This is a genomic window from Streptomyces ochraceiscleroticus, assembly GCF_000720485.1.
Classification (GTDB): Bacteria; Actinomycetota; Actinomycetes; order Streptomycetales; family Streptomycetaceae; genus Streptomyces; species Streptomyces ochraceiscleroticus.
Genome location: NZ_JOAX01000008.1, coordinates 43,334 through 63,768, shown reverse-complemented (window position 1 = coordinate 63,768; position 20,435 = coordinate 43,334). Strand labels below are relative to the sequence as shown.

At 73.3% G+C, this 20,435-nt stretch carries 19 protein-coding genes and 2 tRNA genes; 8 read left to right on the top strand and 13 right to left on the bottom strand.

Annotated elements, in window-relative coordinates:
* Nucleotides 1-53 precede the first annotated feature (53 nt).
* Together IG84_RS0112400 and IG84_RS0112395 are read right to left on the bottom strand one after the other, a co-directional pair.
* Nucleotides 54-126: transfer RNA gene (locus tag IG84_RS0112400), tRNA-Asn, on the bottom strand.
* Between the two features lie 5 nt (nucleotides 127-131).
* Nucleotides 132-204, bottom strand: a tRNA-Asn gene (locus IG84_RS0112395).
* Nucleotides 205-422: 218 nt separating this feature from the next.
* Here IG84_RS0112395 and IG84_RS0112390 point away from each other — a divergent pair.
* Both IG84_RS0112390 and IG84_RS0112385 read left to right on the top strand, forming a co-directional pair.
* Nucleotides 423-722, top strand: a complete 300-nt coding sequence (locus IG84_RS0112390) for a hypothetical protein (protein ID WP_030249277.1) — start codon at nucleotides 423-425, stop codon at nucleotides 720-722.
* A gap of 114 nt (nucleotides 723-836) precedes the next feature.
* Nucleotides 837-2,354 carry an FGGY family carbohydrate kinase gene (locus tag IG84_RS0112385; RefSeq protein ID WP_078648783.1) on the top strand — a complete coding sequence of 506 codons (1,518 nt, stop codon included), beginning with the start codon at nucleotides 837-839 and terminating at the stop codon, nucleotides 2,352-2,354.
* Between the two features lie 38 nt (nucleotides 2,355-2,392).
* Here IG84_RS0112385 and IG84_RS0112380 read toward each other — a convergent pair whose 3' ends face one another.
* From IG84_RS0112380 to IG84_RS0112355, 6 genes are all read right to left on the bottom strand, one after another.
* On the bottom strand, nucleotides 2,393-3,604 hold the full coding sequence (locus tag IG84_RS0112380; RefSeq protein ID WP_031054997.1) for an RNA polymerase sigma factor: 1,212 nt from the start codon (nucleotides 3,602-3,604) through the stop codon (nucleotides 2,393-2,395).
* Between the two features lie 128 nt (nucleotides 3,605-3,732).
* Nucleotides 3,733-5,637: a DNA primase gene (dnaG, locus tag IG84_RS0112375; protein ID WP_031054994.1), complete on the bottom strand. Its 1,905-nt coding sequence runs from the start codon at nucleotides 5,635-5,637 to the stop codon at nucleotides 3,733-3,735.
* A 44-nt stretch (nucleotides 5,638-5,681) separates the two neighbouring features.
* Complete coding sequence (locus tag IG84_RS0112370) at nucleotides 5,682-6,131, bottom strand: GNAT family N-acetyltransferase (RefSeq protein WP_037800088.1); 450 nt, start codon at nucleotides 6,129-6,131, stop codon at nucleotides 5,682-5,684.
* A 10-nt stretch (nucleotides 6,132-6,141) separates the two neighbouring features.
* On the bottom strand, nucleotides 6,142-7,407 hold the full coding sequence (locus IG84_RS0112365) for an NAD(P)/FAD-dependent oxidoreductase (protein ID WP_031054991.1): 1,266 nt from the start codon (nucleotides 7,405-7,407) through the stop codon (nucleotides 6,142-6,144).
* A 178-nt stretch (nucleotides 7,408-7,585) separates the two neighbouring features.
* Entirely contained in the window at nucleotides 7,586-9,016 is a 1,431-nt protein-coding gene (locus IG84_RS0112360; RefSeq protein ID WP_078648782.1) for a deoxyguanosinetriphosphate triphosphohydrolase, read from the bottom strand.
* Nucleotides 9,013-9,840, bottom strand: coding sequence for a sirohydrochlorin chelatase (locus tag IG84_RS0112355; RefSeq protein WP_342668423.1), 828 nt, complete (start codon nucleotides 9,838-9,840; stop codon nucleotides 9,013-9,015). The genes IG84_RS0112360 and IG84_RS0112355 overlap by 4 nt, the downstream gene beginning before the upstream one ends.
* A 219-nt stretch (nucleotides 9,841-10,059) precedes the next feature.
* Between IG84_RS0112355 and IG84_RS0112350 the strand changes: the two genes are divergently transcribed.
* Nucleotides 10,060-12,159, top strand: coding sequence for a molybdopterin oxidoreductase family protein (locus IG84_RS0112350; protein WP_031054982.1), 2,100 nt, complete (start codon nucleotides 10,060-10,062; stop codon nucleotides 12,157-12,159).
* A gap of 13 nt (nucleotides 12,160-12,172) precedes the next feature.
* Here IG84_RS0112350 and IG84_RS0112345 read toward each other — a convergent pair whose 3' ends face one another.
* On the bottom strand, nucleotides 12,173-13,171 hold the full coding sequence (locus tag IG84_RS0112345) for an adenosine deaminase (RefSeq protein WP_031054980.1): 999 nt from the start codon (nucleotides 13,169-13,171) through the stop codon (nucleotides 12,173-12,175).
* A gap of 7 nt (nucleotides 13,172-13,178) precedes the next feature.
* Entirely contained in the window at nucleotides 13,179-13,691 is a 513-nt protein-coding gene (locus IG84_RS0112340; protein ID WP_051861647.1) for a gamma-glutamylcyclotransferase family protein, read from the bottom strand.
* Between the two features lie 169 nt (nucleotides 13,692-13,860).
* Here IG84_RS0112340 and IG84_RS0112335 point away from each other — a divergent pair, with 169 nt between their 5' ends.
* Nucleotides 13,861-14,463 (top strand): SanA/YdcF family protein, encoded by a 603-nt coding sequence (locus IG84_RS0112335; RefSeq protein WP_107053866.1) that lies wholly within the window; start codon nucleotides 13,861-13,863, stop codon nucleotides 14,461-14,463.
* 18 nt (nucleotides 14,464-14,481) lie between these two features.
* On the opposite strand, the gene cutA is transcribed toward IG84_RS0112335, so the two are convergent.
* Nucleotides 14,482-14,826 (bottom strand): divalent-cation tolerance protein CutA, encoded by a 345-nt coding sequence (gene cutA / locus IG84_RS0112330; RefSeq protein ID WP_051861646.1) that lies wholly within the window; start codon nucleotides 14,824-14,826, stop codon nucleotides 14,482-14,484.
* A gap of 161 nt (nucleotides 14,827-14,987) precedes the next feature.
* Here cutA and IG84_RS0112325 point away from each other — a divergent pair, with 161 nt between their 5' ends.
* Nucleotides 14,988-15,317, top strand: coding sequence for a cupin domain-containing protein (locus tag IG84_RS0112325; RefSeq protein WP_031054966.1), 330 nt, complete (start codon nucleotides 14,988-14,990; stop codon nucleotides 15,315-15,317).
* Nucleotides 15,318-15,477: 160 nt separating this feature from the next.
* On the top strand, nucleotides 15,478-16,104 hold the full coding sequence (locus IG84_RS0112320) for a hypothetical protein (RefSeq protein ID WP_031054964.1): 627 nt from the start codon (nucleotides 15,478-15,480) through the stop codon (nucleotides 16,102-16,104).
* A gap of 45 nt (nucleotides 16,105-16,149) precedes the next feature.
* Here IG84_RS0112320 and IG84_RS0112315 read toward each other — a convergent pair whose 3' ends face one another.
* Complete coding sequence (locus IG84_RS0112315; RefSeq protein ID WP_211266457.1) at nucleotides 16,150-16,935, bottom strand: TSUP family transporter; 786 nt, start codon at nucleotides 16,933-16,935, stop codon at nucleotides 16,150-16,152.
* Between the two features lie 73 nt (nucleotides 16,936-17,008).
* Between IG84_RS0112315 and IG84_RS0112310 the strand changes: the two genes are divergently transcribed.
* Nucleotides 17,009-17,881 carry an aldo/keto reductase gene (locus IG84_RS0112310; protein ID WP_031054960.1) on the top strand — a complete coding sequence of 291 codons (873 nt, stop codon included), beginning with the start codon at nucleotides 17,009-17,011 and terminating at the stop codon, nucleotides 17,879-17,881.
* A gap of 10 nt (nucleotides 17,882-17,891) precedes the next feature.
* Here the strand turns inward: IG84_RS0112310 and IG84_RS0112305 are convergent, their stop codons facing one another.
* Nucleotides 17,892-18,911 carry an Lrp/AsnC family transcriptional regulator gene (locus IG84_RS0112305; protein ID WP_031054959.1) on the bottom strand — a complete coding sequence of 340 codons (1,020 nt, stop codon included), beginning with the start codon at nucleotides 18,909-18,911 and terminating at the stop codon, nucleotides 17,892-17,894.
* Between the two features lie 150 nt (nucleotides 18,912-19,061).
* On the opposite strand from IG84_RS0112305, the gene IG84_RS0112300 reads away from it, so the two are divergent.
* Nucleotides 19,062-20,360, top strand: a complete 1,299-nt coding sequence (locus tag IG84_RS0112300) for an MFS transporter (protein WP_051861645.1) — start codon at nucleotides 19,062-19,064, stop codon at nucleotides 20,358-20,360.
* Nucleotides 20,361-20,435 lie beyond the last annotated feature (75 nt).

Below are 20,435 nucleotides of genomic sequence, written 5' to 3'. Positions count from 1 at the left end.
CGGGCACGGAGCCGGGCACGAAAAAGGACCCCTCGCGGGGTCCTCTTCCTCTGCTCCCCCGACTGGACTCGAACCAGTAACCCTCCGGTTAACAGCCGAATGCTCTGCCAATTGAGCTACAGGGGACTGCGCTCCCCCGACTGGACTCGAACCAGTAACCTGCCGGTTAACAGCCGGCTGCTCTGCCAATTGAGCTACAGGGGATTGCTCTGTGTGCCTCGAATGCACTCCGGTCCGGGCTTCCGGACGGCGTGCGCTCGCTGCGACACATACATTAGCGCAAGCAGGGGGGTGCTTTGCCAATCGGTATGCCCACGGGTGATCACCCGGGCCCCGGGTACCGGTGAGAGCAGTACAGCAGCGGCTCGCCGCGTCGCCGGGAAGCGCCCGGGAGCGGCACCGACAGACAGAGAGGTGGAGCGATGCGCTACCGGCTCACGTTCATCGCGGGACTGGCCATCGGATACGTGCTCGGCACCCGGGCCGGGCGGGAGCGGTACGAACAACTGCGCAAGAGCGCGCAGCGGGTCGCGCAGAACCCCGCCGTCCGCAACACCGCCGAGTCCGCCGCGCAGACCGGCCGGCAGGCCGCGAACAAGGCGTACGACGCGGTTTCGGCCAAGGTTGGCGACAAGATCCCGAACTCCGTTTCGGACCGCGTCCGTTCGCTGCGCGAGCAGCGTTCCGGCACAGAGGACGACTGGGGCACCAGCAACACCTAGCGTGCCGGGCCGGCCGCGGCCGGCCGGGACCGCCGCTCTCCCCGGGCCGCCGCCGTGCGGTCCGGGGAGTCCGGCTTTCCGCAGTGGTCCCCGCATGCGGCATCATCAGGTCCTATGGGGATAGTCGCCGGGTTGGACAGCTCGTCCGCAAGCACACGCATCGTCGTCTGCGACACCGAAACGGGTGCCGTCGTCAGGCAGGGGTACGCCCCGCATCCCGACGGGAAGGGGCCCGATGTCGATCCGCAGACGTGGCTGATGTCACTCGGTGAGGCGGCCGCCGGCGGGCTCCTGGAGGGCGTACAGGCGATCGGCGTCTCGGCGCAGCAGCACGGCCTGCTCCCGCTGGACTCCGATGGCGCGCTGGTCCGCCCGGCCCTCATGGGCAACGACAAGCGGGCGCAGAGCGCGGCGGCCGACCTGATCGACGCGCTCGGGGGGCGCTCGGCGTGGGCGCAGGGCGTGGGTTCCGTGCCGCACGCCGCGCAGCCGGTGGCGAAGTTGCGCTGGCTGGCGCGCGCGGAGCCCGAGCACGCCGCCCGCGTCGCCGAGATCATGCAGCCGCACGACTGGCTGGTCTGGCAGCTCCTGGGGCGGCCCGCGCGGCGCACGACGGACCGCGGCGGCGCCTCGGGCACCGGCTTCTGGTCGGCGGCGAGCGGCGCGTACCGCCCGGACCTGGTCGAGCTGGCGCTCGGGCACCAGGTGCGGCTCCCCGAGGTGCTGGGCCCGGCCGACGCGGCCGGGGTGACGCCGGAGGGGCTGCTGATCTCCGCCGGTACGGGCGAGACGATGGCCGCCGCCTTCGGGCTGGGCGTGGGGACCGGGGACGCCGTGGTGTCGCTGGGCGCCTCCGGGTCGGTCTTCGGCATCCACCACGAGGCGCTGGCGGACTCGACCGGCACGATCACCTCCTTCGCCGACGCCACCGGCATGCATCTGCCGGTCGTCCACACCAGCAACGCCGTACGGGTGCTGCGCGGCATGGCCGAGGCGCTGGGGACGGATCTGGAGGGCCTGTCGGACCTGGCGCTGAAGTCGACGCCGGGCTCGTACGGGATGGTGATGCTGCCCTACCTGGAGGGCGAGCGGACGCCTCATCTGCCGCACACCGCGGGCTCGCTGCACGGGCTGCGGCGGGAGAGCATGAAGCCCGAGCACATGGCGCGCGCCGCCGTCGAGGGCATGCTGTGCGGCCTCGCGGACGCGCTGGACGTGCTGCGCGGGCGGGGCGTACCGGTGCGCAGAGTGTTCCTGCTGGGTGCCGCGGCCGAGCTGGGTGCCGTCCAGGCCGCCGCGCCCGCGCTGCTGGGCGCGCAGGTCGTGGTGCCGCAGCCGGCGGACTACGCGGCGGTGGGCGCGGCCCGGCAGGCGGCGTGGGCGCTGGGCCTCGCGCACGGGACGCACACGGCACAGGAGCCGCCGCGCTGGCCGGCCGCGGCCTGCCAGGTCTTCGAGCCGGGCGAGGAGCTGGCCGTGGGGCAGGCGGTGCGGCAGCAGTACACGTCGGTACGGGAGGAGACGCACCCGGGCGCCTTCGAGGAGGCGACGGGCGGCCACGAGGCGGCCGGAAGCCCCGCGGAGAGCCCTGTGGGGAGCCCTGCGGCGGGCCAGGAGGCAGTCGAGGGCTGAGGGCCGCGGGAGGGGCGCCCCAGGGCACGGGCCGGCCCTCAGTCGAGGTAGCCGCGCAACTGATCGGCGAAGGCGTGGTCGCGGAGCTTGTTCAGGGTCTTGGACTCGATCTGGCGGATGCGCTCGCGGGTGACGCCGAAGATGCGCCCTATCTCCTCCAGCGTGCGCGGTCGGCCGTCGGCCAGGCCGTAGCGGAGCTGGACGACCTTGCGCTCGCGCTCCCCCAGGGTGGAGAGCACCGCTTCGAGGTGCTCGCGCAGCAGCAGGAAGGCGGCGGACTCCACGGGGGACGCGGCGTCGCCGTCCTCGATGAGGTCGCCGAGCGCGACGTCGTCCTCCTCGCCGACCGGCGCGTGCAGCGAGACCGGCTCCTGGGCGAGCCGCAGCACCTCGCTGACCCGCTCCTCGGGCAGCTCGAGCTGGGCGGCGACCTCCTGGGGCGTCGGTTCGTAGCCGCGCTCCTGGAGCATCCGGCGCTGGACCCTTACGACCCTGTTGATCAGCTCGACGACGTGCACCGGGACCCGGATCGTGCGGGCCTGGTCGGCGAGCGCGCGGGACATGGCCTGGCGGATCCACCACGTCGCGTACGTGGAGAACTTGTAGCCGCGGGCGTAGTCGAACTTCTCGACCGCGCGGATCAGCCCGAGGTTTCCCTCCTGGACGAGGTCGAGCATGGTCAGGCCGCGGCCGACGTACCGCTTGGCGACCGAGACGACCAGGCGGAGGTTGGCCTCGATCAGGCGGCGCTTGGCCATCCGGCCCAGTACCACCAGCTTGTCGAGGTCGAGGGCGAGCTGGGAGTCCAGGTCGGGGGTGCCTGCGAGCTTCGCCTCGGCGAACAGGCCGGCTTCCACGCGGCGGGCCAGCTCGACCTCCTCGGCCGCGCTGAGCAGCGGGATGCGGCCGATCTCCCGGAGGTACTGCCGGAAGAGGTCGGAGGACGGGCCACCTGCCTCGGGCCTGGCCCGCTCCGGCGGCGGCTCCGGTGCCGGGTCCGGCTCTTCGGACAGCATCTCGGGGGCGGGCGGCTCGGCCTGCTGGGGCACGGTGGCGGCCGCGGCGGGCGGCACGTCGGCGAGGCTCCGTGTCTGCACGGGGGCGACCTCCAGGGTGATCGCTGCTGAGGCGGCACAAAGGTCGGGTACGGCTGCGGCCGAGCCGCCGTCCGTCCCGTACATCAGAAGCGGGTTGGCGTCGGGCTCCGGCTCTGTATCTCCGGATCCGTCGCGCTTCGAGGACTCGGGCACCGTTCCTCAGTGTGGAGTACGACACACTCCCGCCACGAGGGGCGTGCGGCGACTTTTTGCCTTCAGCGGGTGACCGGGTGGTTACGCAGACAGTCCGGCCACCCGCAGCGGGCAGCTCCGCGCGTGCCTCAGAGGGCCGCGGAGCCGCGCTCGCGGAGGGCCTGGGCGTACTGCTCCAGCACCCAGAGCTCGTTCTGCAGGGCGGTGTACTGCTCGCCGCCCGTGCGCGGGTCGTGGCGCTGCAGCGCGCCGTGGATCTCGCCGCAGCGCCGCCGGACGGCGGCCAGCCGGACGGCGACGAGCTGCACGCCCGCGTACAGCTCGTCCGGGTCGCGGCGGGTGTGCAGCGGCTCGACGGCCAGCTCCGTGACCATCGAGCGGACCGTGTCGTCGGGCGCGGCCTCGCGGACGCGGGTGAGGAAGCCGGCGTCCGCCGCGGTCGTGCCGCCGGCCTCCTCGATGCAGCGGCGGACCACGGCGTACGGCGGCGCGGTGAACTCGTCGATGCCGTACGCGTCGAAGGTCGGGGCGACCAGGTCGGGGCGCTGCAGGGCGAGCTTGAGCAGCTCGCGCTCGACGCGGTGCGCCGGGCTGCGGAGGTTCAGTGCGGGGCCCCGGGGGCCTTCGGGGGCCGCGGGCTGCGCGGGCTCGGCGCCGCGCCGCTGCGGCCTGCCCTGGGCCTCCCTCGGGTCCCTGCCGCGCTCGCGGGCCCAGCGGGCGAGCTGGGAGACGCGGCGGACGACGAACTGGGTGTCCAGGATGCCGAGCAGGCCGGCGAGCTGGACGGCCGTCTCGTGCTGGATGGAGCTGTTCTTGATGTTGGCGACGATGGGCGCCGCCTCGTCCAGCGCGGCGGCGCGGCCGACCGGGGTGGCCAGATTGTGCCGGGCGACGAGCTGGCGCAGCGCGAACTCGAAGAGCGGCGTACGGGACTCCACCAGGTCGGCGACGGCCTCGTCCCCCTTGGCGAGGCGCAGCTCACAGGGGTCCATGCCGCCCGGCGTGATCGCGATGGAGGTCTCGGCGGCGAACTTCTGGTCGTCCTCGAAGGCGCGCAGCGCCGCCTTCTGGCCCGCCGCGTCGCCGTCGAAGGTGAAGACGACCTCGGAGCCGCTGTTGTCCATCAGCAGTCGGCGGAGGATCTTGATGTGGCCCTCGCCGAAGGACGTGCCGCAGGTCGCGATGGCGCTGCGGACGCCGGCGAGGTGGCAGGCCATGACGTCGGTGTAGCCCTCGACCACCACCGCGCGGTTCCCCTTGGCGATCTCCTTCTTCGCGAGGTCGATGCCGTACAGCACATGCGACTTGCGGTAGATCGGGGTCTCGGGGGTGTTGAGGTACTTCGGGCCGTTGTCGTCCTCCCTGAGCTTGCGGGCTCCAAAGCCGACGACCTCGCCCGCGATGTCGCGGATGGGCCACATCAGGCGGCCGCGGAAGCGGTCGATGGGGCCGCGGCGGCCGTCCTGGGAGAGGCCGGAGAGGATCAGCTCCTTGTCCGTGAAGCCGCGGCCGCGCAGGAAGCGGGTGAGGTGGTCCCAGCCCGCCGGGCTGTAGCCCACGCCGAAGTGCTGGGCCGCGGCCTGGTCGAAGCCGCGCTCGGCGAGGAACTTCCGGCCGATCTCGGCCTCGGGGCTGTCGAGCTGGTCGATGTAGAACTGCGCGGCCACCTTGTGCGCCTCGACGAGGCGGGTGCGCTCGCCCTGCTGGCGTCCGGGGGCGTACCCGCCCTCTTCGTACCGCAGCGTGATGCCCGCCTGGGAGGCGAGGCGCTCGATGGTCTCGGCGAAGGAGAGGTGGTCGACCTTCATGATGAAGTCGACGGTGTCGCCGCCCTCCTGGCAGCCGAAGCAGTGGTACAGCCCCTTGGCGGGGCTGACGTGGAAGGAGGGGGACTTCTCGTCGTGGAAGGGGCACAGGCCCTTCAGATTGCCGCCGCCGGCATTGCGGAGCTGGAGGTACTCGGACACGACGGCATCGATCGGGACCGCGTCCCGGACCGCCCGCACGTCGTCATCGTTGATCCTGCCTGCCACGCGAGAATTCTACGGGGCACCAGTGACAGTCCCGGGGCCGCGCCTCACTCCGCGGCGATCTTGAAGACGAAGCGGTGATGCGCGCCACTCGGCACGATCTCGAACGTCTCACCGTCCGTGGTGAAGCCCATCCGCTCGTAGAAGCCGCGCGCGGAGACCCGGCCGTTGCACCAGACAAGCTGGGCGCCGCGGCGGGCCGCCTCCTCGATGCCGGCGCGCAGCACGGCGGCTCCGAAGCCCCGCCCGCGTGCCTCGGGCGAGCTGGCCATCCCGCGGAAGCGGTACGCGGGGACGGCCTCCTCGCCCGGCACCGGGTCGGGGAAGAAGGTCGCGCAGGCCGCCAGGGCGTCCCCGTCGTACGCCGCCATGTGGAAGACGCCGGGGTCCGCGTCCTCCGGGTACACCGCGGCCTCGGCGGGCAGCCCGGGGCGGAGCACCGACCTGCGCAGGTCGAAGATCTCCGCCCGCGGGACCGTTGTCGTACGGATCGCCATGGGGCGCACGCTACGCGAGGAACGACTCCAGCGGCACCGCCGGATCGGCCAGCGCCTCCGCGTCCAGGGGGCGCCCGGAGCGGATCATGGCCTGCAGCGGCTCGGTGACGTCCCACACATTGACGTTCATCGCGGCCAGCAGCCGGCCGCCGGCGTCCAGCCAGCAGGCGATGAACTCGCGCTTGCCGACGTCGCCGCGGAGCACGACCTGCTCGTAGGAGCCCGGCGGCGCGTAACCCGAGTACTCCAGGCCGACGTCGTACTGGTCCGAGAAGAAGTACGGGATGCGGTCGTAGCTGACCTCCTGGCCGAGCATGGCGCGGGCCGCCGCGGGGCCGCCGTTGAGCGCGTTGGCCCAGTGCTCCACGCGCAGCCGGGTGTCCAGGACCGGGTGCGCGGCAGCGGCCACGTCGCCGGCCGCGAAGATGTGCGGGTCGGACGTGCGCAGCGAGGCGTCCACGGCGATGCCGCCGCCCTGCGCGCGGTCCGCGAGGGCCAGCCCGGCCTGCTCGGCGAGGGCGGTGCGCGGCGCGGCGCCGATCGCGGCGAGCACGTCGTGCGCCGGGTGCTCCTCGCCGTCGTCGGTCTGCGCGGCCAGGACGACGCCGCCCTGCCCGGTGATCTCGGTGAGCGTCGCGCCGAAGTGGAAGCGGACGCCGTGCTCGCGGTGCAGCTCGGTGAAGAGCCCGCCGATCTCGGGGCCGAGGACGCCGTGCAGCGGGGTCGGCGAGGGCTCGACGATGGTGACCTCGGCGCCGTAGGAGCGGGCGGCGGCCGCGACCTCCAGGCCGATCCAGCCGGCGCCGGCGATCACGAGGTGGCCGTTGTCCCGGCCGAGGGAGGCCAGCACGCCGCGCAGCCGTTCAGCGTGCGCGAGGCGGCGCAGGTGGTGGACGCCGGCCAGGTCGGTGCCGGGGATGTCGAGGCGGCGCGGCTCGGCGCCGGTGGCCAGCAGCAGCTTGTCGTACGCGATGAGGGCGCCGTCGCCGAGCCGTACCGTACGGGCGACCGGGTCCAGGGCCACGGCGGGCTGGCCGAGGTGCAGCTCGATGTCGCTGCGCGCGTACCACGCCGGCTCGTGCACGAAGACGCTGTCCCGCTCGGCCTTGCCGATCAGGAAGTCCTTGGAGAGCGGCGGCCGTTCGTAGGGGTGGTCGCGCTCGTCACAGATGAGGATCACCCGGCCGCTGAACCCCTCCGCCCGGAGGGTCTCGGCTGCCTTTGCCCCGGCCAGGCCACCGCCGACGATGACGAACGTCTGGTGTGCGTCGACCACTTGCTTCCTCCTCGCTGCGGCGCAGTGCGTCTGCGCCTTGAACGCCCCCCGTTCGGCCCCCGTTTGCGCCCCCGTTCGAAAAAGCCATACCCCGTTCGAGCCCATCCGCACTGCGGAGGTTCGAGCGTCCCGCACAGAGCGTGATGGGGGAAGAGGGTAGGCCCTTGCTACGTCACCCTTAGTTGTCACGCGCGGGCGGATGGCGCCGTTCTGTGTGACCCGAGGGGCGGGTGAGGCGGGCGTGCAGGGTGCGTGCCGAGGCGTCCGTGAGGGCCGCGATCTGGTCGATGACGGCGCGCATCCGGGCGGTGTCGTCCCCGGCGCCGTCGAACAGCGAACGGAACTGCGGGTCCAGGCCGTCCGGGGCACGTGCGAGCAGCGCCTCGGCCAGCTCCGCGATGATCACCCGCTGTTCGGCCCGCAGCGCCTCCTGGTCGGGGCGCTGCATCACGTAGCGGTCGGCGACCGCCTTCAGTACGGCGCATTCGAGGCGGACCTCCTCGGGGACGACCAGATCGGCGCGGTAGCGGGTGAGCCGCCCGGTGCCGTACGCGGCGCGGGTGGCGGTTTCCGCGGCGAGGCAGAACCGGCCGATGAGCTGGCTGGTGGCGTCCTTCAGGCGGGCCTGGGCGACCGCGGAGCCGTCGTAGCCGTGCGGCCACCACTCCTGCTCCAGCAGCCGGTCCAGGGCCGCTCCCAGCTCCGCGTCGCCGGCGCCGGGCGCGTACCGGTCGGCGGCCACCGCGAACACTTCGGCGCGCTCGGGGTCCGCGTACAGCACGGCCGGGTCCAGGTGCCCGGCGTGCAGCCCGTCCTCCACGTCGTGCACCGAGTACGCCACGTCGTCGGACCAGTCCATGACCTGTGCCTCGAAGCTGCGCGCGCCTTCGGGGGCGCCCTGCCGCAGCCACCGGAAGACGGGCAGGTCGTCCGCGTACACCCCGAACTTGCGCGAGCGCGGATCCTCGGGGTGGCCGCCGCGCCCCCAGGGGTACTTGGTCGCCGCGTCCAGGGCGGCGCGCGTGAGGTTGAGGCCGACGCTGACGATGCGGCCGTCGTCGGCGGTGACGAACCGTTTCGGTTCGAGCCGGGCCAGCAGCCGCAGGGACTGCGCGTTGCCCTCGAAGCCGCCGCAGGGCACGGCGACTTCGTTCAGCGCCTCCTCGCCGTTGTGCCCGAAGGGCGGGTGGCCCAGGTCGTGCGCCAGGCACGCGGTCTCGACCAGGTCCGGGTCGCAGCCGAGCGCCGCGCCCAGCTCCCGCCCCACCTGGGCGCACTCCAGGGAGTGCGTGAGCCGGGTGCGCGGGGTCGCGTCCCAGGCGTGCACGCCGGTACCGGACGCGGCGACGCCGGGCGTGACGACCTGGGTCTTGCCGGCCAGTCTGCGCAGCGCGGCGGAGTGCAGCACCCGCGCGCGGTCCCGCTGGAACGCCGTACGGCCGGGGCGCTTGTCCGGCTCGGACACCCAGCGCTCGGCGTCGGCTTCGTCGTACGCGGCGCCGTAGCGGTCACCGTTGTACAGATCGTTGTCGTACGAGGTGCCCACGGGCCGCCCGGCACGGTGCGCCGCGCGGCCTGCCCGTGGTTCTGGTGAGTTGGGACCCGTCATACCGCGACGGTAGCCGCACCGGCCCCCTCTCGGTCGGAAGCGGTACGCGCGCGGAGCGACTGGTCGTAACGGTGCAGGACGAGACGGGCGAGGGCGGGGTGGTCGCCGAGGGGCGCGGCGGCGGGCCCGAGGACGGCGGCGGAGGCGGTGGCGAAGCGGCCGGGCGCGGTGAAGTACGAGGCGAGGACGGGCCGCAGGCCGCGCGTCCGCAGGGCCGCAGCGGCTTCCTCCACGGTGGCGCCCGCGCCCGCCGCGTAGCCCGGTACGACGGGCACGCCGCCCAGCCGTACGGAGAGCAGCCGGGCGGTGCGTTCGGTGTCGGTGGCCGAGTCCGGGTCCCGCGAGCCGGCCGCGGCCAGGACTATCCCCGTGCCGGGCGCCTCCGGCCGCGTACCGGCCTCCGTCAGCCGTTCGTGCAGTGCCTCGGCGAGCAGCGAGTGCGGCCCGAGCGGCGCCGCGATACGGGCGCTGACCTGCGGCGCGGCGCCGGCCATCGCCGGTATGTCGGACTTGGTGTGGTAGCCGCGGCTCAGCAGCAGCGGCACGAGGACCGCGTCGCCGTCCAGCCCCGCCAGCGTGTCGGACAGCAGCGGCTCGTTCAGTTCGATGTGCCCCAGGCGCACGGGGAGGCCGGGGCGCAGGGCGCGCACCCGGTCCAGCAGCGCGGTGACGGTCTCCAGGGCGCGGGGATCACGGCTTCCGTGGGCGACCGCGACGAGCGTCGGTGGAGCGGTACTGCCCGTGCCGCCGCCGGACACGGCGCGGCGGCTGTGGAGTCTGACCCGGCTGAGCTGGGTGCTGAGCTGTGTGGTGATCTCTGTCATGAGCTGCGCCGTACTGTCGAAGGGAACCGCTGCGGGAAGGTGCGCGTTCGACGCCGTCATGGAGAGAGCCTGGCAGCGGAGAGTTGCCGGAGCGTTGCGCGAGGGTGACGAGTCGTTTCTCCGCCCTCACGGTTTCCGCGGCGCTCCGGGGAGGGACCCGTGCCGGGCATGTAACACCAGGGGGCGGCAGCGGAAACGCGCGCGTTGCACCGTGACCGTATGAACGCCGACGTCACGACCGGCACGGTCGACACGCACTGTCCGTACTGCTCCCTGCAGTGCGGAATGTCGCTGCGCCCGGAGCAGGGAAGGGTACAGGTGGTCGAGCGCCCGGCCTTCCCCGTGAACCGCGGGGCGCTGTGCGGCAAGGGCCGTACCGCCGCCGAGGTACTGGACCAGCGGGTACGGCTGACGGAACCGCTGGTCAGGGACCGTGGGACGCTGCGGCCCGCCACCTGGGACGAGGCCCTGGACCGGGTCGCGGCAGGACTGGACAGCGCGCGGTCCGTATACGGGGACGACGCGGTGGGCGTCTTCGGGGGCGGCGGCCTGACCAATGAGAAGGCGTACGCGCTGGGCAAGTTCGCGCGGGTCGCGCTCGGCACCTCCCAGATCGACTACAACGGCCGGTTCTGCATGTCCTCGGCGGCCGCGGCACACGGGCGCGCGTTCGGCCTCGACCGCGGCATGCCGTTCCCGCTGGCGGACGTGGCCCGTACGGGGTGCGTGATCCTGGTGGGCTCCAACCTCGCCGAGACCATGCCGCCCGCGCTGCGCTACCTGACCGAGCTGCGCGAGAACGGCGGCAAGCTGATCGTCGTCGACCCGCGCCGCACGAAAACCGCCGAGGCGGCCGACCTGCACCTCGCCCCGCGCCCCGGCACCGACCTCGCACTGGCCCTCGGCCTGCTGCACCTCGTCGTCGCCCAGGGCCGTACGGACGAGGCGTTCATCGCGGAGCGCACCACCGGCTGGCCCGAGGCGCGGGCCGCCGCGATGGCCCACTGGCCGGAGCTGGTGGAGCGGATCACGGGCGTGCCGGTGCCGGAACTGCGCGAGGCCGTCGCCATGTTCTGCGACGCCGACTCCTCGATGGTGCTCACCGCGCGCGGCCCCGAACAGCAGGCCAAGGGCACCGACACGGTCGGCGCGTGGATCAACCTGTGCCTGGCCACGGGCCGGGCCGGCCGGGAGCTGTCCGGGTACGGCTGCCTGACGGGCCAGGGCAACGGCCAGGGCGGCCGCGAGCACGGCCAGAAGGCCGACCAGCTCCCCGGCTACCGCAAGCTCGACGACCCGGCCGCCAGGGAGCACGTGGCGGCCGTCTGGGGCGTCTCCCCGGACAGCCTGCCGGGTCCAGGGCGCAGCGCGTACGAACTGCTGGACGCGCTCGGCACCGATGTGCGCGCGCTGCTCCTGATGGGCTCCAACCCGGTCGTCTCCGCGCCGCGCGCCGCCCACGTGGAGGAGCGCATCCGGTCGCTGGACTTCCTGGCCGTCGCGGACGTGGTCCTCTCGGAGACGGCCGCGCTGGCCGACGTGGTGCTGCCGGTGACGCAGTGGGCGGAGGAGACCGGTACGACGACGAACCTGGAGGGCCGCGTACTGCTGCGCCGCCGCGCCGTGGACCCGCCGCCCGGTGTCCGCACGGACCTGGCGGTGCTGAACGGGCTGGCGGCGCGGCTGGGCCACGAGAAGGGCTTCCCCGCCGATCCGGAGGAGGTCTTCGAGGAGCTGCGCCGCGCCTCGGAGGGCGGCGCGGCGGACTACTCCGGGATCAGCTACCGGCGCATCGCCTCCGAGGACGGCGTCTTCTGGCCGTGCCCCGACGAGACGCACCCGGGAACCCCTCGCCTCTTCCTGGACCGCTTCGCCACCCCGGACGGCCGGGCCCGCTTCGTACCGGTCTCGCACCGCGCGTCGGCGGAGGAGGCGGACGCCGAGTACCCGGTGCTGCTGACCACCGGGCGGGTGCTGTCGCAGTACCAGTCGGGCGCGCAGACCCGGCGCGTGGCGGAGCTGAACGCCGCGGCGCCCGGCCCGTTCGTGCAGATCCACCCGCTGCTCGCGGAGCGGTACGGCATCGGCGAGGGCGACCGGGTCGCGGTGGAGTCCCGGCGCGGCCGGGCCGTGGCCCCCGCCCGGCTGACCGGCACCATCCGCTCCGACACGGTCTTCATGCCGTTCCACTGGCCGGGCGAGGGCCGCGCCAACACCCTCACCAACCCGGCCCTGGACCCCACCTCCCGGATGCCGGAGTTCAAGGTCTGCGCGGTCCGGCTGTCCCGGGTCGCCGAGGCCGCCGAGGTCGCCGACTAGGGGCCGTCACGGCTCAGCGCCCGTACGAGTCGACCTCCTTGAGGTACGCGGCACGCGTCTCCTCGTCCAGGAACGACGCCGTGAACGAATTACGGGCCAGGGTGCGCAGCGTCTCCTCGTCCAGCCGCAGCGCGTCCCGTACGGCCGTGAAGTTGTCGTGCGCGTACCCGCCGAAGTAGGCCGGGTCGTCGGAGTTCACGGTCACCAGGAGGCCCGCGTCCAGCATGGCGGGCAGCGGGTGGTCGGCGAGGTCGTCGATCACCCGCAGCCGGACGTTGGACAGCGGGCAGACGGTGAGCGGCACCTGCTCGGCGGCCAGCCGCGCCACCAGGTCCGCGTCCTCCATGCACCGCACCCCGTGATCGACCCGGTCCACCCCGAGTACGTCCAGCGCCTCCCACACGTACGCGGGCGGCCCCTCCTCACCGGCGTGCGCCACGCACTTCAGCCCGGCCTCCCGCGCCAGCGCGTACACCTCGCGGAACTTCGACGGGGGGTTGCCGACCTCGGCGGAGTCCAGCCCGACCGCGGTGATCCGGTCCAGGTACGGGCGCGCCGCCTCGAAGGTCTCCAGCGCCGACTCCGCGCTCTCGTCCCGCAGGAAGCACATGATGAGCCGGGTCGTGATGCCGTAGGTCTCCTGCGCGGCGTCCAGGGCCCGGCCCAGGCCCTCGATGACGGTGCCGATCGGTACGCCACGCACCGTGTGCGCCTGCGGGTCGAAGAAGATCTCCGCGTGCCGTACGCCCTGCTCCTTGGCCCGGGCGAGATAGGCGTTCGCGAGATCGGCGAAGTCCTCCTCGGTCCGCAGCACGGCCATCAGCGCGTAGTACAGATCCAGGAACGACTGCAGATCGCTGAACGAGTAGGCGCGGCGAAGCTCCTCCTCGGAGGCGTACGGCAGTTCGACACCGTTGCGCGCGGCAAGCGCGAACGCCAGCTCGGGCTCCAGCGTGCCCTCGATGTGCAGATGCAGCTCGGCCTTGGGGACCGGGGGGTGGGGGGTGTTCATGGTCGGCTCAGGCACCTTCCTGTGCGGTGGCGGCGAAGGCGCGGCCCTCGTTGGCGGCAACGCCGGGGCCCACCGGGCCCGCGGCACGTCCACCGGTGGCGAGCCAGTCGCCACCGGGGATCGGGGTGCCGGCGGCCCGGAGGCGGCCGGCCAGGGGTTCGGCGGCGAAGTACACCCACGCGCGGACCGTGCTGCCGTCCGGCAGGACGGCGTCACAGGCGACCCGGTCGTAGTCATTGTCCGGCGCGCCCGGGGTGTAGCCCTCCAGCCGGTCCAGGACGTCCAGGACCTCGTCGTACGCGCCGTCGGCGGGCGTGACGACGTGGCCGTGCACCACCGCGTCGGCGGGGCCCGTGATCGCGTACGGGTAGCCGGGCCCGTCGTACAGCAGCGCCCCGTGGATCAGCGCCGGCTGTTCCGCCGCGGTGCGGCCGCGCAGCGCCCAGGCGTGATTGGCCTCTCCGGGGCGCAGCGTCCCGTAGGCGAAGAAGGGCAGCCGCTCGGCGGGCCGGTCACTCATGGGTCGTTCTCCTCGTGTTCGTACTTCCCACTTGCAACCATGCCAGGCCGTTATGCGTCGCTGACGGGGAGGTCCAGGAGAACGGGGGACGGTTGTGCGGAAGTGGGTACGGGGGCGGCTGCGGCTGCCGCGCACGGTCCGGGGGCGGCGACGGGCGGTCCGGGCCGTCATGGTGGTCTGCGTGCTCGCGCTGCTGCCCGCGACCTGGCTGCGGCTGGCCTCCGGCGACCGGGTGCGCACCGTGGCGGACGTACCGAGGGCGCCGGTCGCGGTGGTCTTCGGGGCGGGCCTGTGGGACGGCGAGCCGTCGCCGTACCTCGCCCACCGGCTGGACGCGGCGGCCGGGCTGTACGACGCGGGCCGGGTCCGGGCGATCCTGGTGACCGGCGACAACAGCACCCATGACTACGACGAGCCGGACGCCATGCGCCGGTACCTGACCGCGCGCGGGGTACCGGCGCGGAAGATCGTCAGCGACTACGCGGGCTTCGACACCTGGGACTCCTGCAGCCGCGCCCGCCGCGTCTTCGGGGTCGAGCGGGCGGTGCTGGTCAGCCAGGGATTCCACCTCCGGCGGGCGCTGGCGCTGTGCGGTGCCGCGGGCATCGACGCCTACGGGGTCGGCGCCACCGATCCGCACGACGCCACCTGGTACTACGGCGGCGTCCGGGAGATCCTCGCGGCGGGCAAGGCGGCGGCCGACGCGGCCCTCCGCCCCGACCCGCACTTCCTCGGCCCGAAGGAGGACGGGGTGGCGCGGGCTCTGCGCTAGACGCCCGCGCCCCGGCCGCTACCGCGTCTCCTCCTGGATCCACGCCAGGTAGTCGACGGCGCCGTGGATGACCGGAGTGGCGATGATCTCCGGGGTGTCGTAGTCGTGTGCACCGCGGAGGTACTCCTCCAGCTCCTGGTAGCGGTTGCCGGTTGTCTTGAGGAGTACCTGCCACTCCTCGCTGGTCTCGATCCCGCCGTCCCAGCGGTACACCGAGGTGACCGGCGCGCTGACCTGGGCGCACGCCGCCAGGCGCGCCTCGATCGCGCCGCGGGCCAGCGCTTCGGCCTTCTGTGCCGCGTCGGTCGTCGTCAGCACGGTCAGGAATGCGGGCGGTGCGGTCTGCTCGGGCTGGTCGGTCACGGAAATGGTCCTTTTGGGTCGCGGACGGGCGGGTACCTGATCCTTCCGCATCCACGGGTACCACGGCGCGCCGATGACTTGCGGCGTCCGGCGCACCCGCGAGGATGGGGAACAGGACCACGCCACCGGACCGCCGCACGTCCGCGACCGAAGGGCCCCTCATGGACGACCTCACCGCCCTCGCCCGCCAGCAGCTCGACGACGCCAAGGCCGACCCGCACGGCCGCAGCGCGCGGCTCTTCCTGCACGATGGGCCGCTGCGGCAGACCGTGATCGCGCTGGTCGGCGGCGCCTCGCTGGACGAGCACGTCTCGCCGCCGGCCGGCAGCATGCAGATCCTGCACGGGCACGTGCAGATCACGACGGACCGCGGCAAGCAGGACATGATCGCCGGGCAGGTCGCCCAGATCCCGCGCGAGAAGCACGGCGTGACGGCCGTGGAGAACTCCGCCGTGCTGCTGACCTCGGTGACGCACGTCGACGGCATGTGAGCGCGACGCACATCGAAGGCGTGTGAGCGCGGTGGGCGTCGAAGGCGTGTGAGCGCGGTGGGCGGCACAACCTTCGCCCCGTTCCGGCGGTCTGACTGACGAGAGTTCCGTTACGTACCGGAGCTCCGTTACGTACCACCACGGGGGAAAGGTCTCGTCCATGCGCATCCGCTCCGTATGCCGCCGTACCGCGCTCACCGCCGCCGCGGTCGCGCTGGCCGCCACCGCCGCCGGTACGACCGCGGCAGTCGCCGCTCCGGCCGCCACCACCCCGCCGCGCTTCCTCGCCCCCGGCGAGCTCCCGCCGCACGCGTCCTCGCCCTGGTACGCCTCGAAGGTCACGCCCGGGCTGCCGGACCCGGAGCCGTTCTGCCTGGACGGCGGCGTGGTGCCCGGCGGCGACGGCACCTACCACCGCAGCTACTGGACCGAGTACGACACCGGTGCCGAGCAGGTCAGCGTGGTGACGGCCGGCGAGGACAGCGCGCGCCGGCTGGCCGCGAAGCTGCGCGAGAAGGTCGCGCACTGCGCCGGCGACTGGCTGCACGACAAGCCCGGCGGGACCGCGTCCTGGAAGGACTACGGCACGGTCACCGCGGCGGACGGCGGCCGGGTGTACGGCATCCACACCTCGATCCCCGATTCCGAGCCGGGCGTGCACCTCTTCGGCGTGGGCCGCTCGGGCCGGACCGTCACGGTCGTGCGGTGGGGCGAGATGGGCAACCTCGACCAGGCGCCGGTACCGGCCTTCAAGGCCACCCTCCGCCAGGCGCTCAACAAGCTGTGATCCAACAAGCTCTGAGCGCCCTCCGGAGGCCGCGTCCCCGCGCGCTCAGGCCAGCCACTGCTCGTACGCCATCGAGCACAGCAGCCCCGCGACGACCACGACCAGCACGCCGCGCACGAATCCGGCGCCCTTCTTCAGCGCCATCCGTGCACCGGCCGTGCTGCCCGCGAGGTTGAACGCCGCGAGCAGCGCGCCCAGCCCCCACAGCACGGTGCCCTGGTAGGTGAACATCGCCAGGGCACCGATGTTGGTGCAGACGTTGACGACCTTCGCCGTCGCCGACGCGGTCACCAGGTCCATGTGCAGGATCGCCGCCAGCGCGATGACCAGGAACGCGCCGGTGCCGGGCCCGACCAGCCCGTCGTAGAAGCCGATGCCGAGCCCGGCGATCAGCACGGCGGCGATCACCCGCTGCCGGGTGACCGGACCCGACGGCGCGGGCGCGGTCCCGAAGGACGGCCGGAGCAGCACGAAGGCGAGCACGCCCACCAGCACGATCATGATCAGTGGGCGGAGCACCGCGCTGTCCAGACCGGCCGCGAGGAACGCGCCGCCCAGCGAACCGCCCGCGGCGGCCAGGCCGATGCGCACCGCGGACGGCACGTCCAGCGGCGTCTTGCGGACGTACGTGATGGCCGCGCCCGTAGTGCCGACCACCGCCGCCGACTTGTTGGTACCGAGCACGAAGGCGACCGGTACGTGCGGGAGGCCGACGAGCAGCGCGGGCAGCAGGATCAGCCCGCCGCCGCCCACCACGGCGTCGATCCAGCCGGCCGCCAGCGCGGCCAGGCAGAGCAGGAGCAGGGTCGTCATGGATATGTCAGGCACCAGGTGATCTTATGGACCACCGGCCGTTCCAGGGCGGCGAGTTAAAGGATCTAGCTGTGGATCTAGGGTGGCAGTCATGGACTCCGAGATCTTTTCCCCCGCCCCCGTCTTCTCCTTGGGCGGCGGGCTGCCCGTGCGGCGGCTCGGCTACGGCACGGCGCAGTTGGCGGGACCGGGGTACTGGGGTCCACGGCACACCGATCCGCAGGACGCGGTGGCGGTGCTGCGGCGGGCGGTGGAGCGCGGCGTGAACCTCATCGACACCGCCGACAACTACGGCCCCGCGGTGGCCGAGGAGTTGATCGCCGAGGCCCTGCATCCGTATCCCGAGGGCCTGGTGATAGCCACCAAGGGCGGCGTAGTCCGCACGAGCGCGGACGCCTGGCACATCGACGGGCGGCCCGAGTCGCTGCGCGCGATGTGCGACGCGAGCCTGCGGCGGCTGCGCCGGGAGACCATCGACCTCTACCAGCTCCACCGGCTGGACCCGAAGGTGCCGCTCGCCGACCAGATCGGCACGCTGCTGGAGCTCCGGGACGCGGGCAAGATCCGGTACCTCGGCCTGGACACGGTCGGCCCGGCGGAGCTGACCGCCGCGCTGGCGCTCGCGCCCATCGCCTCCGTGCAGAACCGCTACAACCTCCTCGACCGCGGCTCGGAGGAGCTGCTGGGACTGTGCGAGCGGCACGGGATCGCGTTCCTGCCGTGGTTCCCGCTCGGCAACGGCGGGCTGACCGGCGGCGCCGCGCGCGCCATGGACCTGGTCGCGGAGCGGCACGGGGCGAGCCACGGGCAGATCGCGCTGGCCTGGCTGCTGCACCGCTCCTCCGTCCTGCTGCCCACGCCCGGTACGGGGTCGCTCGCGCACCTGGAGGAGAACCTCGCCGCCGCGGACCTGGCCCTCGGCCCGGCCGACATGAAGCTGCTGGAGGACGCGGCGGACCGCTGACCGGCAGGGATCACCCTGCCCACGGATCCACCGGCACCACGTCCACAGCCCGCCCCCGGACATCCAGCGCCCGCCCCATCAGCTTTGACTGCTTCAGGACGATCGCCCGGTCGTGCAGTTGCAGGTGCGGCAGCCGCTCGCCGAGCTGGATCTCCAGCCGCTGCACGTCCTGGACCGACTGCAGCCAGAGCGTGAAGAGGAGGTTCTGCTGCCCGGTGACGGCCGCGCACAGCCGCACCTCGGGCAGGCCCAGCAGAACCCGTGCGGTCTCGGCGAGGTGGGTGGCGGGGACGCTCGCCCACAGGGTCGCCGAGATCGGCCACTCGGTCAGCTCGCGGGCCACCTCGCAGCGGAGTGCGATGTCCCGGTCCGCGATCAGCCGGCCGAGCCGGCGCCGTACCGTGGGCGCGCTCAGCCCGACCGCGCGCCCGATGTCCACGGCGCTGCCCCGCCCGTCCCGGGACACCTCGGTGATCAGCGCCCGGTCCTGCGCGTCCAGCGGCGCGGCGGCGCCCTGCAGCGCCCCGGTGGTGCGCAGCGCCTCCCGCTGGCGGGCGTCCAGGGCCCGCAGCCGCCAGCGGCTGCCCTCGCCGTAGACCCGGGTGGCGATGGCGGCGCGAGTGGCGGTGACGCCCGGCAGCTCGGCGATGCGGCGCAGCAGCAGGTCGGAGAGGGCGGCGAGGCCCGGCACGAAGACGGTGATGACCAGGTCACGGCCGCCGGCCATCTGCTCGACGGTGGCCACCTGCGGCAGTTGTACGAGCGTCTCGGTGACCGTTTCGACGCTGCCGGCCACGCAGTCGATCTCGACGAACGCCACGCACATACGGTCCAGCCGCCGCGCCCCCGGATAGGCGGTGACCCAGGCGAGCCCGGCCCGCTCCAGGCGGTTCCAGCGGCGGGCGGCGGTGACCGGGTCGATGCCCAGTACCGGGGCGAGCGTCTGCCACGAGGCGCGCGGCGCGATCTGCAGGGCGTGGACCAGTTGCGCGTCGAGCCCGCTCAGCTCCGTAGGAATGTTTTCCTGCATGATCACCGCCTCCACGAAGCTTTCCTGCGTTCTGAGGGTAATCCGTTTCCCTCCGTTCGGCCGCTGGCCAGCATGGCGATCCATTCGAGCCATTCGGCACCGCCCAGAACCGGACGTTCGGTCGTCCGGGCCCATGAGACGAGGTCGGCGATGACATCAGCGGTAGCGGCGAGAGCCGCGGACACCCCACGCACGGCGCACGGCAACGGGCGCAAGGCGCTGCTCGCCGCCACCGTCGGCGGCGTCGTGGAGTCCTTCGACTGGGCCATCTACGCCGTACTGGCCCCGTATTTCGCGGCGGCCATGTTCCCCGGCGACGACCCGGTGACCAAGCTGCTCGCGGCCTACGTGGGCTTCGCGGTCGGCTTCGTCGTCCGGCCCTTCGGCAGTTACGTCGTGGGCCGGATCGCCGACACGCGCGGCCGCCGGTTCGCCCTCACGCTCAGCATGGCGGTCATCTCCGGAGCCAGCGTCCTGATCGCGGCACTGCCGACGGCCGCGCTGCTCGGCGCCGCCGCCCCCGTCCTGCTGATCGTGCTGCGGCTGGTCCAGGGCCTGTCGATGGGCGGCGAGAACCCCAGCGCCGCCGCGTACGTCACCGAGACCGCCCCACGCCACCTGCGCTTCCTCTACAGCTCGATCTCGTACTCGGGCGTGGTCATCGGCAACATCCTCTCCTTCGGCGTACTGACGCTGCTGCTGGTCGCGTTCGGCGAGGACGGCGTGCGGGGCGGCGGCTGGCGGATCGGCTTCCTGGTCGCGGCGGCGCTGGGCCTGCTGGCGCTGTGGATCCGGCGCGGCGTCGAGGAGAGCACCGAGTTCGCCGAGGCGGGCGCCACGGGCCCGACGGCCGCCGAGCGGCGCGCGCTGTACCGGGCGAACCTGCGCAACATGGCGGCCGTCTTCCTGATCTCGGTCGGCGCGACCGTCGGGTACTACTACGGCACCACCTACCTCCCCCAGTACGCGCAGCAGCTCGGCGTCGTCTCCGGCACCGAGTCGGCCGCCTCGATGCTGGGCCCGCTGGTGCTGCTGGTCGCGGCGATGGTCGTGGTCGGGCGGCTCGCCGACCGGCTGGGCGCGCTGCGCACCCTGCGCATCGGCCTGTCCGTGCTGGCGCTCGCGACCGTGCCGCTGATGCTGGCGCTGGCGCACGGCGCGCTGCCGATGTGGCTGGTCACGGTGGTCTACCTGGCCCTGATCGCGGCGCCCATCGGGCTCACCAACGTGCTGTTCGCGCAGCTCTTCCCGGTCGCGGTGCGGGTGGTCGCGATGGGCGTGCCGTACACGATCGCGATCGGGCTGTTCGGCGGCACGTTCCCGCTGCTGGCCCAGGCCATGGCGAAGGCCGGGCACCTGACGCTGGTGCCCTGGTGGGCCGCCGGGGCCGCCGCCGTCTCCCTCGCCGGCACCCTCCTGATCCGCCCGCTGAAGTCCGCCGAGCGCTGATCTTCCACCGCGGAGGCCCTCTTGCCGAAGCCCTCACGGTGCGGTCCTCTCATGGCAGCCTCCCCCACTCCGAAG